Source organism: Klebsiella sp. R390 (assembly GCF_051131745.1).
Taxonomy (GTDB): Bacteria; Pseudomonadota; Gammaproteobacteria; order Enterobacterales; family Enterobacteriaceae; genus Klebsiella.
This window is the reverse complement of record NZ_CP180445.1, coordinates 992,334-1,006,134: the sequence shown is the minus strand read 5'-3', so window position 1 is coordinate 1,006,134 and position 13,801 is coordinate 992,334. Positions and strand designations below refer to the sequence as shown.

At 46.0% G+C, this 13,801-nt stretch carries 16 protein-coding genes and 3 pseudogenes; 11 read left to right on the top strand and 8 right to left on the bottom strand.

Annotated features, from left to right (window positions below):
* Positions 1-6: 6 nt before the first annotated feature.
* Positions 7-570, bottom strand: a complete 564-nt coding sequence (locus tag ACMYSP_RS04680) for a phage repressor protein CI (RefSeq protein WP_434585775.1) — start codon at positions 568-570, stop codon at positions 7-9.
* A gap of 125 nt (positions 571-695) precedes the next feature.
* Between ACMYSP_RS04680 and ACMYSP_RS04675 the strand changes: the two genes are divergently transcribed.
* The 3 genes from ACMYSP_RS04675 to ACMYSP_RS04665 are packed head-to-tail and all read left to right on the top strand — an operon-like array spanning position 696 to position 1,700.
* A complete protein-coding gene (locus ACMYSP_RS04675) occupies positions 696-917 on the top strand; it encodes a hypothetical protein (protein WP_004223867.1) in 222 nt (73 codons plus the stop codon).
* A 32-nt stretch (positions 918-949) separates the two neighbouring features.
* Positions 950-1,459, top strand: a complete 510-nt coding sequence (locus ACMYSP_RS04670) for a phage regulatory CII family protein (RefSeq protein ID WP_434585774.1) — start codon at positions 950-952, stop codon at positions 1,457-1,459.
* Positions 1,460-1,466: 7 nt separating this feature from the next.
* Positions 1,467-1,700, top strand: coding sequence for a phage filamentation protein Fil family protein (locus tag ACMYSP_RS04665; protein WP_086817019.1), 234 nt, complete (start codon positions 1,467-1,469; stop codon positions 1,698-1,700).
* Here the strand turns inward: ACMYSP_RS04665 and ACMYSP_RS04660 are convergent.
* Entirely contained in the window at positions 1,648-2,106 is a 459-nt protein-coding gene (locus tag ACMYSP_RS04660; protein ID WP_086817017.1) for a hypothetical protein, read from the bottom strand. The two genes, ACMYSP_RS04665 and ACMYSP_RS04660, sit on opposite strands and share 53 nt — an antisense overlap.
* Before the next feature lie 263 nt (positions 2,107-2,369).
* Here ACMYSP_RS04660 and ACMYSP_RS04655 point away from each other — a divergent pair, with 263 nt between their 5' ends.
* Positions 2,370-2,594 carry a hypothetical protein gene (locus ACMYSP_RS04655; protein WP_434585773.1) on the top strand — a complete coding sequence of 75 codons (225 nt, stop codon included), beginning with the start codon at positions 2,370-2,372 and terminating at the stop codon, positions 2,592-2,594.
* Here ACMYSP_RS04655 and ACMYSP_RS04650 read toward each other — a convergent pair.
* A complete protein-coding gene (locus ACMYSP_RS04650) occupies positions 2,585-2,833 on the bottom strand; it encodes a hypothetical protein (protein WP_054828969.1) in 249 nt (82 codons plus the stop codon). The two genes, ACMYSP_RS04655 and ACMYSP_RS04650, sit on opposite strands and share 10 nt — an antisense overlap.
* Before the next feature lie 75 nt (positions 2,834-2,908).
* Between ACMYSP_RS04650 and ACMYSP_RS04645 the strand changes: the two genes are divergently transcribed.
* The 3 genes and pseudogenes from ACMYSP_RS04645 to ACMYSP_RS04635 form a co-directional block, all read left to right on the top strand.
* Positions 2,909-3,250, top strand: coding sequence for a DUF5347 family protein (locus ACMYSP_RS04645; protein ID WP_097357601.1), 342 nt, complete (start codon positions 2,909-2,911; stop codon positions 3,248-3,250).
* Positions 3,251-3,317: 67 nt separating this feature from the next.
* Positions 3,318-3,554: a DUF2732 family protein gene (locus tag ACMYSP_RS04640; protein WP_054828968.1), complete on the top strand. Its 237-nt coding sequence runs from the start codon at positions 3,318-3,320 to the stop codon at positions 3,552-3,554.
* Positions 3,554-3,637 (top strand): annotated as a pseudogene (locus ACMYSP_RS04635) (conjugal transfer protein TraR); the annotation flags it as partial. The gene ACMYSP_RS04640 and the pseudogene ACMYSP_RS04635, both read left to right, overlap by 1 nt.
* Here the strand turns inward: ACMYSP_RS04635 and ACMYSP_RS04630 are convergent.
* A pseudogene (locus ACMYSP_RS04630) lies at positions 3,637-3,852 on the bottom strand (replication endonuclease); the annotation flags it as partial. The pseudogenes ACMYSP_RS04635 and ACMYSP_RS04630 sit on opposite strands and share 1 nt — an antisense overlap.
* Here ACMYSP_RS04630 and ACMYSP_RS04625 point away from each other — a divergent pair.
* Both ACMYSP_RS04625 and ACMYSP_RS04620 read left to right on the top strand, forming a co-directional pair.
* Positions 3,851-5,917: pseudogene (locus ACMYSP_RS04625) on the top strand (replication endonuclease); the annotation flags it as partial. The pseudogenes ACMYSP_RS04630 and ACMYSP_RS04625 sit on opposite strands and share 2 nt — an antisense overlap.
* Positions 5,918-6,071: 154 nt before the next feature.
* Positions 6,072-6,260: a hypothetical protein gene (locus tag ACMYSP_RS04620; RefSeq protein WP_434587012.1), complete on the top strand. Its 189-nt coding sequence runs from the start codon at positions 6,072-6,074 to the stop codon at positions 6,258-6,260.
* A 110-nt stretch (positions 6,261-6,370) separates the two neighbouring features.
* Here the strand turns inward: ACMYSP_RS04620 and ACMYSP_RS04615 are convergent, their stop codons facing one another.
* Positions 6,371-7,618: a hypothetical protein gene (locus tag ACMYSP_RS04615; RefSeq protein ID WP_434585772.1), complete on the bottom strand. Its 1,248-nt coding sequence runs from the start codon at positions 7,616-7,618 to the stop codon at positions 6,371-6,373.
* A 2-nt stretch (positions 7,619-7,620) separates the two neighbouring features.
* The gene (locus ACMYSP_RS04610; RefSeq protein WP_434585771.1) at positions 7,621-8,097 is read right to left on the bottom strand and encodes a hypothetical protein; all 477 of its coding nucleotides are present in this window, start codon (positions 8,095-8,097) and stop codon (positions 7,621-7,623) included.
* Positions 8,098-8,645: 548 nt separating this feature from the next.
* Between ACMYSP_RS04610 and ACMYSP_RS04605 the strand changes: the two genes are divergently transcribed.
* A complete protein-coding gene (locus tag ACMYSP_RS04605) occupies positions 8,646-9,872 on the top strand; it encodes an AAA family ATPase (RefSeq protein WP_434585770.1) in 1,227 nt (408 codons plus the stop codon).
* A gap of 16 nt (positions 9,873-9,888) precedes the next feature.
* Positions 9,889-10,974 (top strand): SIR2 family protein, encoded by a 1,086-nt coding sequence (locus ACMYSP_RS04600; RefSeq protein ID WP_434585769.1) that lies wholly within the window; start codon positions 9,889-9,891, stop codon positions 10,972-10,974.
* A gap of 31 nt (positions 10,975-11,005) precedes the next feature.
* Here the strand turns inward: ACMYSP_RS04600 and ACMYSP_RS04595 are convergent, their stop codons facing one another.
* Together ACMYSP_RS04595 and ACMYSP_RS04590 are read right to left on the bottom strand one after the other, a co-directional pair.
* Positions 11,006-12,028: a phage portal protein gene (locus ACMYSP_RS04595; protein WP_434585768.1), complete on the bottom strand. Its 1,023-nt coding sequence runs from the start codon at positions 12,026-12,028 to the stop codon at positions 11,006-11,008.
* The gene (locus ACMYSP_RS04590) at positions 12,028-13,791 is read right to left on the bottom strand and encodes a terminase ATPase subunit family protein (RefSeq protein ID WP_434585767.1); all 1,764 of its coding nucleotides are present in this window, start codon (positions 13,789-13,791) and stop codon (positions 12,028-12,030) included. The genes ACMYSP_RS04595 and ACMYSP_RS04590 overlap by 1 nt, the downstream gene beginning before the upstream one ends.
* Positions 13,792-13,801: the final 10 nt, after the last annotated feature.

The following is a 13,801-nucleotide window of genomic DNA, read 5'->3' as shown; positions in this document are numbered from 1 at the left end:
TCAATCCTAGTATGATGAAATTTTGAATTTAACTTGGCCGATAAAGTTAAGTTCTTCTATGGCGCATTCAAATGCACCATTCGATGAATGGACTTTAACTTGTTGATTAGGAAGTCTTGTGATTTCTTTTAATGAGACATGCTGGTCTATTTCAATAAGCCAAAGCCCATCCCTAATATCAGAGTTGCTTTTATCACATAAAAATAAATTTTCTTTTTCTTTAACCAATATGGGATTTACAAGTGTTTTTGAGAAAATTGTAGGATCAAATAATTTCCAGCCGACGCTTCGTAAATCGCCGTCTTCAAGTCTTAAAAACTCGATGTTCATGTGGTTCATATTTTGTGATCCTTCTTTTACTCCGTGCCCCTTCGTCAACCATTCAAGCGAGATACCCGTTTCAAGTGCACATTGAATCACCCATTCTGCAGGGAATGAATCGCGCATGTAGCGTGTTGCTAGTGTGCTCTTTGAAATTCCTAAATGATCACATAAAGCTTGTCTTGTCTTGAAACCATAGGCTTCAACCATGCGCTCTATGGCACCACGCCCGCCTTTTTCCAGATTCATGGTCACTCCAAGTGAACTTTTATCTTGACGATTTCATGATGTGATCGTGTGTTTATCGTGTTCACAAAATAAAAACGATCAGTATTCATCCTGATTAATCATTGCTAAACGAGGAATGTTGCATCATGAGACCTAACATTTCAATCACTCTCATCACCCCCCACGTAACTATCGAAAGATATAGTGAACTCACTGGCTTATCTATCGACACCATCAACGACATGCTTGCAGATGGGCGGTTGCTTCGTCATCGCCTACGCAAGGACAAAAAGCGTGAAAAAGTGATGATTAACATTGCTGCGATGACGGTCGATGCCCTATCTGATTGCAACGTGACTATCAATTAGTTCCATTTTGAGACTTCACGGAGCAACTGACTATGTTTGACTATCGCATATCAAAACATCCTCATTTCAATGAAGCCTGCCGGGCTTTCGCTCTACGCCACAACATGGCGAAGCTGGCAGAACGTGCAGGTATGAATGTTCAAACCTTGCGTAATAAGCTCAATCCGGAGCAACCGCACCAGCTCACGGCGCCAGATATCTGGCTGCTGACCGATCTCACCGAAGACTCAACACTGGTTGATGGGTTTTTGGCGCAGATTCATTGTCTGCCATGCGTACCAACCAATGAAGTCGCACGGGAGAACATGCCTCAGTACGTCCTGAAAGCCACCGCCGAGATCGGTCGTGTCGCTGCCAGCGCTGTTTCGGGTGTTCAGCTGAATGCGACCACCCGTCGTCAGGTTGTCGAAAGCATCAACTCCGTTACTCGGCTGATGGCACTCACCGCTATTTCACTGCAGGCGCGTTTGCAGGCAAACCCGGCAATGGCCAGTGTCGTTGATACGGTGACCAGCCTTGGTTCATCGTTTGGGCTGAGCTGAGGTGTTTATGCTGAACAACGAACCTTCATTCGCATCACTGCTGGTTAGGCAAAGCCCAGCAATGCATTACGGTCACGGCTGGATTCACTTACCTGGTGGAAAAAAATGGCATCCGTGTATTGAGTTGTCTCCCCGGCAGCAGGCTGTCCGGGGAACAGGCAAAAAGAGATTGCTACAACGTCTAAGTATTAACGTGGCAGGCAACCAGCAAACCAGGCGAAAAGCTTTTCCTGGAAGCTGAGCTTAGTGTCATCAGGCAGACCACATGCAATAGCAGCTCTTTTGTAGGCTGGATTTAACAAAGAACCGAAAGGTGCGGAATCAGAGTGATGCAGCGTTTTCAACTTTTGTGCAATCAGTTCTGGGGTCAGTTCATCCCCAGCATAAAGCAATTCCCCATACTGGCGGCTTTGCACGCTTGCACGCTCGGAAATAATGGCTGGTTGCCACACAAGTTGAATTGTCGCGATAACGACAACAGGTAAAGCGAACAACCATTCCAGACCGGTGTCCGCAAACACAGCAGTACCGCTAATAAGCTGAATGGCTGTCATCAATTTGTCAGCTCTGCCATGAAGCGTTGCCGTCATAACCTCAAGGTAATAACTGTAATGCAGTTGGAAGTATTCGGAGCTTTGTTTAGTCATGCCGGGTTCCTATTTTTTATCTTGCCCCGGCTCTGGCCTGGGGGCAGGGGCAGGACGAGGCAGTACATGGAAGTCGTCAGAGTCTGACATCAGATTTCTCCTTTGTGGGGTAGATGATTGTTCGCGCAAATAGTCTACCACTGAGGCACGCGCCGGGCGTGTAGAAAAATCCCCGGCACTATTTCTAATAGGCATAGGTGATGTGATTACGTTGGGAGCATTAATGCCATTTTAAATTTCTATAACTCAGAGGAGGACAAGAAATGGAACCGGGTTTATATGGGGTGTTTTATCAGTTTCTTCACAAAGGTGAAAAATACTCGATCAATGAGGTGGAGCTTGTCTGCTGTTATCCCTCTATAGCAGGTGACGGCAGTTACTTTTTCATATTGAAGGATGGTGCTTTTTTTCGAGGGGAGCAGGTAGAAGAGGTGGTGCGTAAGAAAACATCACCTTTCATTAAATATCAACAGATTAGTTATCGATAGCGGTCGAGGAGTTGCTGGATGTCATGGCTGAATTCTTGATGTTTAACTGATCCAAAGCGTAGTCGGTTAAGTTCTTCGCTGATGACGCTAAAGAATGCCTCCTGATTCGACGATTCGTTACGGAAAAAGCTGTGTAGCAAGCCAGAAATCATTATCTGCTGCATCGCTACTTCCTTGTGGAGGGTTGCGACCTCGTTTTCGAGTTTCTCGATTCGGTCCTTCTCTATCTGGGTCAGCATTGCTAAATCTCTGAGTTATCGGTACGTTTCGCAAAATCATAGCAAAAAAAGAGTTTAATTGTGAGGGATGCTGAAGTGGCGATAAACGGTGATGCTGCAACTGTTCCACTAAGCCCTGGTAAACGTCTGGATGGGCTTAACCATATTGCAGAATTACGTGCAAAAGTATTCGGCTTCAATATTGACACTGAGCTGGTACGGTTTATTTCGGATATGCGTAATCCGCGGGACGTGAACAGATTACAGAATGAGAGGGCTCTGGCAGCCATATTTTTTATGGCAAAGATTCCGACGGAACGTCATTGCGTTAATGTGAGTGACCTGACTACTGACGAAAAGAGGGAGCTGATTAAAGCAATGAATCATTTTCGTGCAGTGGTGAGCTTATTTCCAAAACGGCTAAGCATGCCTAATTAAAACAAACCAGAAAGCAATGGCGTAAACCCGCCGGGCATTCCTTTGCCCAAATTCAGGAGAAACAACTATGCGAAATAGAGAAACCCGCACCACCAAAACTGGACCGGATGATGCTGGCCTACTCCAGCTGTTTAACGAGGCTCGCCTGGATGAGCGTAAAAACTGCGCCTTTGCCGTTTCGTTACGAATAGAGGCGCTGGCGATCTACATACTGCAGCAAGGGATGAACGGAGTGGAAGCGGCAGAATTGCTTCGCCGTGAAGTTGCCCGTTATGACGCTGAATCACGGGGAGACTGGCACTAATGGCAGACTCAATGGACCTCGTGCAGCAACGTGTTGAAGAAAATCTGCATCGCCATATTCAGAACGCCCGTGCAAGACAGCCAGCCAGGATGACCAGATCGGGGTTAAATTTCTGCTGTTCGCGGGCCATCTTCGCCCTGCTGATCAGCTGGTCCTGCTCCATTTCACGCTGAACCGGGTCACGGGCTTCATTGTAGAAAAAGCGCTCCCAGACCTCATCACTCATCGCCTCACGGCGCAGCTTTTCCTGCTCGTTTTCGCTGGCGTAGAGAGTGATTAGGTTTGAAAGCACAGATAACGTGTCAGCAGAGCCGTCATATATCAGCAAGCCGCTGATGGACCGCATTGATTATTTTCATAACCTGAACCGCCCTAAGGCCTATTCTCGCTACCTGCGTGAACCAGTCAGACCGTGTCTGGAACGTCTGGTGCGTGTCCGGGATAGCCAGATATCGACCACATTCCGGTTTATGGCAAGCCATGACGGGCTGGAGGGGTTGCTGGTTCTGCCTGAAATGAGTCAGGACCAGGTAAAGCGACTTTCCACACTGGTAGCCGCCCGCATGAGCATGTGTCTTGATGCGGCTTGTAGCGATCTTTTCGTCAGCGATGACGTCACGCCGGAGCAGATGCGCAGGGCGTGGGAGCGAGTGGCCGATGAGGTCATGCGGCTTGACGTGATCCCTCCTGTATTTGAGCGGTTACGACGCAAGAAACGCCGCCGCAACCCTGTGCCGTATGAGCTTATTCCGGGTTCATTGGCGCGTATGCTTTGCGCTGACTGGTGGTATCGCAAGATGTGGCAGATGCGCTGCGAGTGGCGGGAGGAGCAACTGCGTGCGGTGTGTCTGGTCAACAAAAAAGCCTCACCATATGTCAGTTATGAGGCTGTGATCCATAAGCGTGAGCAGCGCCGTAAATCGCTGGAGTTCTTCCGCTCGCATGAGCTGACCAACGAGCAGGGCGACACGCTGGACATGGAAGACGTGGTGAACGCCAGCAGCAGCAATCCGGCGCACCGTCGTAATGAAATGATGGCCTGCGTTAAGGGGCTGGAGCTTATCGCAGAAATGCGCGGCGACTGCGCTGTGTTCTACACCATCACCTGCCCGTCACGTTTCCACGTAACGCTCAACAACGGCAGGCCAAACCCGAAATGGACGAGCGCGACGGTCAGACAAAGCAGTGATTATCTGGTGGATACGTTTGCCGCTTTCCGTAAGGCCATGCATAAACGCGGTATGCGCTGGTATGGCGTCCGGGTGGCTGAGCCGCATCATGATGGGACGGTGCACTGGCACCTGCTGTGCTTCATGCGTAAGAAAGAACGCCGCGCCATCACTGCTTTGCTGCGTAAATTTGCTATCCGTGAGGACCGCGAAGAGCTGGGCAACAATACCGGCCCGCGCTTTAAGTCTGAACTGATCAACCCGCGCAAGGGCACGCCGACCAGCTACATCGCCAAATACATCAGTAAGAACATCGACGGGCGCGGCCTGGCTAATGAAATCAGCAAGGAAACCGGCAGATCACTGCGGGATAACGCTGAGCACGTTAACGCCTGGGCGTCATTGCATCGCGTCCAACAATTCCGCTTTTTCGGTATTCCGGGCCGCCAGGCTTATCGTGAGCTGCGCTTGCTGGCAGGCCAGGCCGCGCGGCAGCAGTCCGATAAAAAAGTCGGTGCGCCGGTGCTGGATAACCTGCGTCTGGATGCGGTACTGGCTGCAGCTGATGCCGGGTGCTTTGCAACCTACATCATGAAACAGGGCGGCGTGCTGGTCCCGCGTAAACATCACCTGGTCAGAACGGCCTACGAGCTTAACGAAGAGCCATCTACCTATGGCGATCATGGCATCCGTATTTATGGCATCTGGTCCCCGATTGTTGAGGGCCGGATTTGCACGCACGCGATGAAGTGGAAAATGGTTCGTAAAGCCGTTGACGTTCAGGAGGCGGCAGCCGACCAGGGCGCTTGCGCCCCTTGGACTCGTGGCAATAACTGTCCCCCTGTTGAAATTGTGAACCAATCAGGGGGTGAATTACCTGAAACCAGAGAGCCAGAGGCGCTACCGGACCTTCATGATCTGAGTGCTAAGGAACGGCGGGAGCTGACAGCACGGCTGAGGCAGGTAAAACCGAAGCGGCGGCAAGGATATAAACAAGGATATAAACAAGAAATCACCGATCATCAGCGGCGGCAGCTCGATGCTGAGCTGAGGTCCAGAGGGTTTGAAGCGAGTGAAACTGAGGTGGATCTGCTTCTACGTGGCGGCAGTATTCCGTCCGGGGCTGGGCTGCGTATTTTCTACCGCAACCAGCGCCTGCAGGAAGATGAAAAATGGCGGCAGTGGTATTCCTGAGCAGCTGCCAGGGCAGGTGCACATTGCGTTCTCTCAGAAGTATCTCATTGAAAGCGAAAAAGCATTTTACATCCGGAAATTCCTTCTATACTGTATGTATAAACAGTGGATATATATTCAGTATATTTATCCGGCAGTATCGATAGGAGGGAAGATGCAGGACTATTTTTTGGAGTCGTTGAAGCTCCAGCGCATTGATTTTTTTATCAAGATTGTAGCGGCTAGTGAGTGTGACGATGAGGAAAAGCGGCTGGCCATCCAGTGGGTTTCTGAGTTGACCGATGAGCTGATGGCGAAGATTAGTGCTCACGAATACAACCACTCGATGGAACTTCCTGGTTGATAGCAAGAGCGTAGCTGGCGTCAGAATTTTATTCTGGCGCCAGTGTTAAGAGTGGAAATGCAGCAGTGAGCAAGATAATAACTAAATTATATTTTATATGTGAAAAGTTACTAGAAAGAATCACTAGATGCTTCACAGTCAACGTCTTTGACGCTAATTGGTTGAATTATTGATTTTATTATTTCTAGGATTTTTCCTTGAAACCATAATTCATCTGATTCTTCTCCGTTCTTCCCTATATTGCTAATATCTCTATAATCTTTTGTATCAGGACTTTGCTCTGAGCTTATAACAAGATTGAAATAACCATCAATCATAAAAGTTTGCGGTGTGTCGTTATCTAGTGGAGATATATTGTATCTTGCGTAAGATAGATCATAGTATCCGTCAAAAAATTGAGAGTTAACCGCGATGTTTTTCCCACTTAATTCCACGTCACCAATTCTTTTTATTCTATCTGTTATTTTAAGAGATATGTTCATTTTGCTTTTCTTAATTCCATCAATAAGTATACTTACTAGTTCTGATTGACTTTTGTTTGTGGTTATATGACAAAATACTCCTCCTGATGCCCCACAACCGCCACACAGTTCTGGTGAGTCGTAGCTTAATATCCACCACTCTCCATTTTTATTATATGCTACAGGTGTGCATTGAAAAGGTATTCCTAAACCAATATTTGAGTTGAAAATAGCGCAATACGCAATGGCTTCCTTGCCATTCAACTCTGCATTTAAAACTACAGAGCACACAGTTACACACTTGTGAGCGTTTGTAGGTGTGATGTTTATAAGTGATCTCCATAGTTTTAAATATTCAACTCCTCCAATAGCCTTACTTACAGGTGCATAGACATGTGATTCAGTGGCTAATCCTAGCGTAGGGTGTTTATATACTGATTTCAATATTTCTTTATTTGATGGGGTCGTTGGTTTGTATTTTTTTAGTTTTTTTACAATTAATGAGTTTTTATGTTCGTTATCAGGTGTTAAATCAAAGTTGTGTTGGTAGGAGTTTGAATCATTGCTAATAAATATTGCAACTGGGTCTTTAAATTGAAGGTTTGCGCCATATGCATCGTCATCTTTTAGAGGGGTGTTTTTCTTTAAACACATTGTTCTTGAATTTCCTATAACACAGTCTATGTATTTATCATTCCCTGTAATGGGCTCCCACTCACTAACAGAAGTCCTGCCATGGTCGAGCACAGCTCTAGAGTCGTTGTATGTTATATTATAATTATTCCATTTTATCACTAATAAAGAAGCGGGGGGGGGCACTGCATAAGATTGTTGAATGTGAATGTGAATGAATATGATTGTCATAATAAATAAAAGGTAGTGTAATTTAATTTTCATAATCATTTCTCTTCTATAGAGTGACTGCCAAATAGATAGCTTGAAATAATTCCAACAGTGGCTGCCAATAATGCCAGGCAAATGGAAAGGTAACGACTAAGTGAATTAAAATCCATTCTATACACTCTTGGTACATTGTCAGGAAGAGGTCTGTGTGTAGTGTAAAAAGTAAAAAATAAGCAACAAATAGATATAATGAATATTAAAAACGGACCGTGAATAAGTAACTTTAGAATGAATGCATTTTGATCTATTATTTCTCGGCCTCTATTTGCATTGAAAAGAAAGTGAGATGCGGCTCCTAAATATCCAAAAAAAGTTGGCAGTACTATATCGATTAATCTTAGGTTTTGTTCTTGAGAGTAATCGAAGCGCATGCCAATCGCTGGTGAGAGGATTAAAAAAAATATCAAAAAACTCGTTATGCCGAGACTGTATATTATTATTGAAATACGAGCTGATTGAGCAGGTGTGTTCATCTGACCTCCTGGGGACCACAGGGTGTAGACTAAATAATTAATTGTGTGTATTTAGCAAGATTCTAAGTGCATAGAGGATGTCTGAAATTAGTATAGCAATATTATAATAACATGTAGTTCATGGTATACGTGGTGAACATCGGTTGGTACTGTGTTTTGTAATAAAATCAGATGGATAAAATCCATTAAATATGGTAGGTGGTTCATTAATGGATGGGTTTTGTAAAAAATATATCCCTTGTCACGTAAACATGACGGTCCACCTGGGAAGGTTGCTTTTGCATGCCTATGCTGCATGAATCCGCATGATCGTTTGAGGATCGTCTTCGCTGAGGTCCGCCAGAACTGACGGGCTTTTGCTAATGTCATGCAGGTGCATGAAAACCGCTACATAAAGCGGGCAGGCGTGGCGGGGATACGAGCGCGCGCTGAGCTAATTACAACCTTAGGATGGATTTCGAGTACATCAGGTTGCTTTTGCTTTAGCACTGAATTAAAGTGATGAAAGTAGGAAAAATGCGGATTTAACGCAAAAAAGAGGGTTTCAGATGCTAGTTGCATTCAGTTTAGAAAATTACAAAAGTTTTCGCGAAAGACAAGTTCTTAGTTTTGCTTCCTCGATCGGGGATGAGCATCCTGAGCATATGGTGACATTGGCGAATGGTTTACGGGTCAACCGTTTTGCGGCGTTAATTGGAGGAAATGGTGTAGGTAAAACACAATTAATACAAGCTATTAATGAATTTGCAAATGCGATCCATAATGATGGCTTAAATAAATTGCATATGCCGTTTCTTTTAAATAAAGAATGTCGCAGCAAGCCTACTTCTTATGAGGCGATCATCATTGATGAAGATCAGAAGAACTTTATTCGCTATGGTGTTTCCATTTTTAATGAAGTTATAGTAGATGAGTATTTATACATTAGGCCTATTAAAAAAGGTGCTAGAGAGCAATGTATATTTACTCGGGATGTAAATGGGGTAGTATTTAAAAAAGCCGAGTATAAAAAGCAGGAATCATTAATTGGTCCTATTTTAAGAGACAGTGGAGCAGTTATAACTTTCGCAAAATCGTTGGAGATCGATGCTCTTGTAGAAACCAGGCGTTGGGCGTTAAAGCAATTGCCTTACTACTCTGAAAAACATAAGAATCCTAGTTTGAAATTTGTCGAAGGGCAACTGAAACGTCAATTATTAGGTGAAGGGGATAATGAAGCGTTAGATGAAAGTGGTTTAAGGATTATACAAACCTATAATGAAATGGTTGTACAGTCTCCACTTCATATAGATAAGGTCGATTTTTTAAAATTTGGAGAAGACAATGAATATAAATTTGTCTATTTTATAAAAAATGATGATGGTGATTTTACCAGAATTGGGCCAGATCGTAGGGATGAATTTTTTTCCCAAGGAACGCTAAGTGTTTTAACATTCTTAGCAATTTTAATTTGGGCTAGTGAATACGATTTCACTTTGTATGTTGATGAAATAGATTCATCTATTCATTATTCATTAGCAAGTGCGTTGATTAAAAAGATATTCGACAAAACGTGCAGAAGAAATGGAGTGCAGTTTATCATGTCAACGCATAACATCCCTTTGTTGGATGACTATTTTAGACGAGATGAACTCAATATTATAATCAAAGACTCATCTAAAGCTTCAATAATAACCAATGCAGCAAACTTTTCTGTAAGAAAAGATGCAAAGGTCTCTGCAAAATACTTACGTGGTGAATTTGGTACTGTTCCATCTTTTCTTGGTATAAAATAATAAGTGCGAGAAAAACATGACTAGTTTTGCTTACGACGGTGATGCTTCAACATCAACTAATTTAGAAATAACATCTTTATCGCAGTTAAAACCAAAAATTAGCGGCCGGAAAGTGTGTGTTTTTCTCGGAGCAGGCTTTTCGAAAGCATGGGATGATAAGTACCCTATAAGTAACGAGGTTTTTTCTATATCTGAAGAGGAATCTTTAGAAAATATTGATGAATATGGTTTTTTTTCATTATTTGATGGCCTTAAGTTTAAGTGGGCTGAGGAAAATGCAAGTCTTGATGATAAAGCTCATGTATTCAAAAGTTTCAAATACGCTTTGGATGTATATAAACGTTATCCAAGTCTATTGCCATCTTATCTTGATAGGCATACGCTTGAATTATTCGAATCCCAAGTTAAGTTATATATAAAAAATAAGTTTTCAAAAAAAATACCCTCAAATGATTTAAAGTTAAACCAATCCGCACGATTTGGACAAAACAAAAATAATATTATTTCTTTCTTCAAGCAATTCCAAGATGCTGCTGTGCTTGATGTAATAACTACAAATTATGATATAGTTATAGTTATTGATAAGGTGCTGAGCCATGCTTTTCCGGGGCGTTCCATAAGTCGAGGCTTTCCGGTACACAATAATAATATCTTAATGTGTCCTCAGCCCAAAGGAATTGGGTTGTATAAGCTCAATGGTGGATTTGAGGTCGTTGCAGAAAAGGATGGCTTCAAAATAGATTATGATTCATTAGTTGATCCCAAGGTTGTTCCAAACATAATTCTCCCTTCTAACGAGCAAGATTATGGGGATAAGTATTTTAAAACGGCCTTTGTTAAATCCTCTGGGCAATTGAGGCAAGCCGATCTTTTAATCTTCATTGGTTACTCTTTCCCGAAGGAAGACTTTATCATTAATTTCCTTTTAAATACTTTCCTTGATGGTAATAGTACAGAGAAAGAAACAGTGATAATCGGAAGGAACAAAAGTAGCGCAATTGATACACATCAACGTGCCTGTGGAGTATTTAAAGAGCTAAATGATAAGTCTGCATTGTTCTACTATGGCGGAAGTTTTTCTGAACTTTGTCGACAACGCTAAGCGTTCGGGCCTGCGATGCAGGCCTGATATATTAAAGTTTATATTCTTCGAAGCTAATTATACTATCGCCTAAAAACTCATTTAATTCTAAAAAACTCTTCTGAAGAGCCATTAGCTCATTTCGAACAAACACACGGCATGCCTTCTCCACATCCCCAAACCCCCCAACATTGCTCGGCATAATCCCCATCATCTGCGGCGGAACGCGGTGAGCTGCTATCATGTCGTCCCGGCTCACATTCTTGATATTTAGAAACTCATCTTTAGCCGCAACCTCCGACAGCGGGATGATCTGAATCCCGTCCTTTTTGCCGTTGGGCGAGTACATAAACAGGTTGCGGAAGTTGCCCGGCCCTTTGGCACTTTTCATTGCCTGGCGGATGTTGTTCACGTCCTCCTGGTTCTGCGCGGCATCGGTCATATACATGATGAATCCCGCATGGCTGCCGTTGATGTAATACTTACGGCGGAACAGGGTGGCGGATTCATTTAGCAGGGCGGATGGGATGGCGGACAGGTATTCCGGTAGGCCGTAAATCTCCTGGTTCAGGTCTGGCTCCATCAGATGAAAAATGCTGCCCTTGGTGAACTCATACGGCTGGGTGGTCATGCCGTACTGCACAAACCAGTAGGTATCCAGATCCACGCCGCGCCGGGTGTATTTCGCCAGCGATGGCTCAAGCGACAGAATGCCGCCGAGCCGGTTGGTGCGCTTCTCCAGATAGGCATTACCAAATACCAGATAGTCCTGCACAAAGCGGCTGAACGCCTGCTGGCTCAGCAGCGGGTGCGGGATAAAGGTGCTGGTCAGAATGTTGCGCTTCACCGCAATCGGTGAACTGTGATGAACAGCTGCGCGATAGGTCCGTGCCAGCCCGTCAAAACTCACCGGTGGTTCATACCATCTGTCCATTTGTACGCATTCCACATAATCCAGCAGTTCGCGGCGGTCCAGTACAGGAATGGGATCGCCAAAGCTGAACGCCTGGGTAGATGCTGAATCATTGCTTTGTACGTCAGGCAGCATGACGTCCTGTACGGTGTTCTCAGTCATTAAAAAATCTCCACGATGTTACTGGTGTTTGCTGCCTCGCCCTGCAGCGGTTCGTTAAACAATGCGTGCATGGTCGCCCAGGCCAAATCTGCATGGCTGGCTTCTTCGCTGCGGCTGGCTTCGTAAGTGGGTCGGTTGCCGCTGGCGGTGGTGGCCCGGCGGATAGCCATGAATGACTGCGCGATATCGGTATGACCGGCGTCAAACTCAATGCGGCGGTGACTGATGATGTCGTATGCCTTGAGCACCAGGGCGTTTTTGACGTTGGGGTTATAGACAAACTCCCGGACGGCAGAGAAAAAGCCTTTGACGTTCTCATAGACGCCGTGACCGACGCCGGTAGAGTCAATGCCGATATAGGTTACGTTGTACTGCAGGGTGAGTTGGCGGATGGCTTCTGCCTGCGCGCGGAAGTCCATGCCGCGCCACTGGTGGCGCTCCAGTATGCGGAACTTGCCGCCGGGAACGGATGGCGGGGCGATAACGACGCACCCGGCGCTGTCACCGTTCTGGGTGCCTTTCGCCGGGTCATATCCGATCCATACCTCGCCCCAGCCAAATGGACGCAGAGCCAGTGCGTGAAAATCTTCCCAGACCTCCCAGCTGTCCACCATGCAGGCCTGCAGCTCGGACAGCGGGAACACGGACGCGAGATCATCAAGAAATTCGCACATCAGCAAGTTCTGGTATTCGTCTGGGCTGTATTCCAGTCGCAACTGGTCTAGGTCGAACAGGTTACAGCCGCCGCGCACGGCATCTTCTACCGTCACGATCTGCCGGAACTGACCATCAGCACACAGCAGGCCCGCAGCCAGCGCGGAGTGGGGCAAATCGATATCGACACGGTCCGATTTTGAGCGACCACGGTTATACAGGGCACCAGACCAGAAGGGATACGCGCTGTGCGTGAGGCTGGACGGCGTAGAAAAATAGGTCTGCCGCCATCTTTTGTGCAGTGCCATGCCGGAGGCGACTTTGCGCAGCTCCTGGAATTTCGGTATCCAGAAATATTCATCAAGATACAGGTTGCCGTGGTAGCTCTGCGCGGTGCGGGCGTTGGTCCCCAGAAAATACAGCGTGGCACCGTTCGGAAGCACCATCGGATCACCTCTGAGTTCAACATCGACCTCTTTGGCAAACTCAATGATGTACTGCTTAAACATGTGTGCCTGGGATTTGCTTGCTGACAGGAATATCTGATTACGGCCCGTCACCAGGGCATCTATCAGCGCCTCATGGGCAAAATAGTACGTCGCCCCGATCTGGCGGGATTTGAGCACGTTGCGGATACGGTGTTTATTGCCCGCTTCCCACCAGTGGCGCTGATAATCGAACATTGAGCTGTGGAAAATCTCCTGCAGCTTTTCGATCTGTTCGTCGCTGAACTGGTTTTTTTCTGGGGGTTTGCGGGGGCCGCGGTTGCGGTTTTCCACATTGGGGTTTAAATCGGCCTCGTTGCCGCCGTTGTTAAATTTCCCGATACGGGCGTGGCGCTCGGACTGCCGCGCCAGCAGGTCAATCTCCTTAAAATCTTTCCCTTCTTTGTGCTCCTTCATGATCAGCTGGCAGTACCGTGCGGCGGTGGTGAGCTGCATCTGGTCAAGCGGGCCATAGCTGCCCCACTTGTCGCGCTTTTTCCAGCTGTGAACGGTTGCGGCTTTCTCGCCCAGCATTTCAGCAATGCGGGCTATGCGGTATCCCTGAAAATACAGCAGTAGTGCCTGCCGACGGGGATCGAGGTCTGCGGGGGTCATCGTTTCCATGGGACAAACA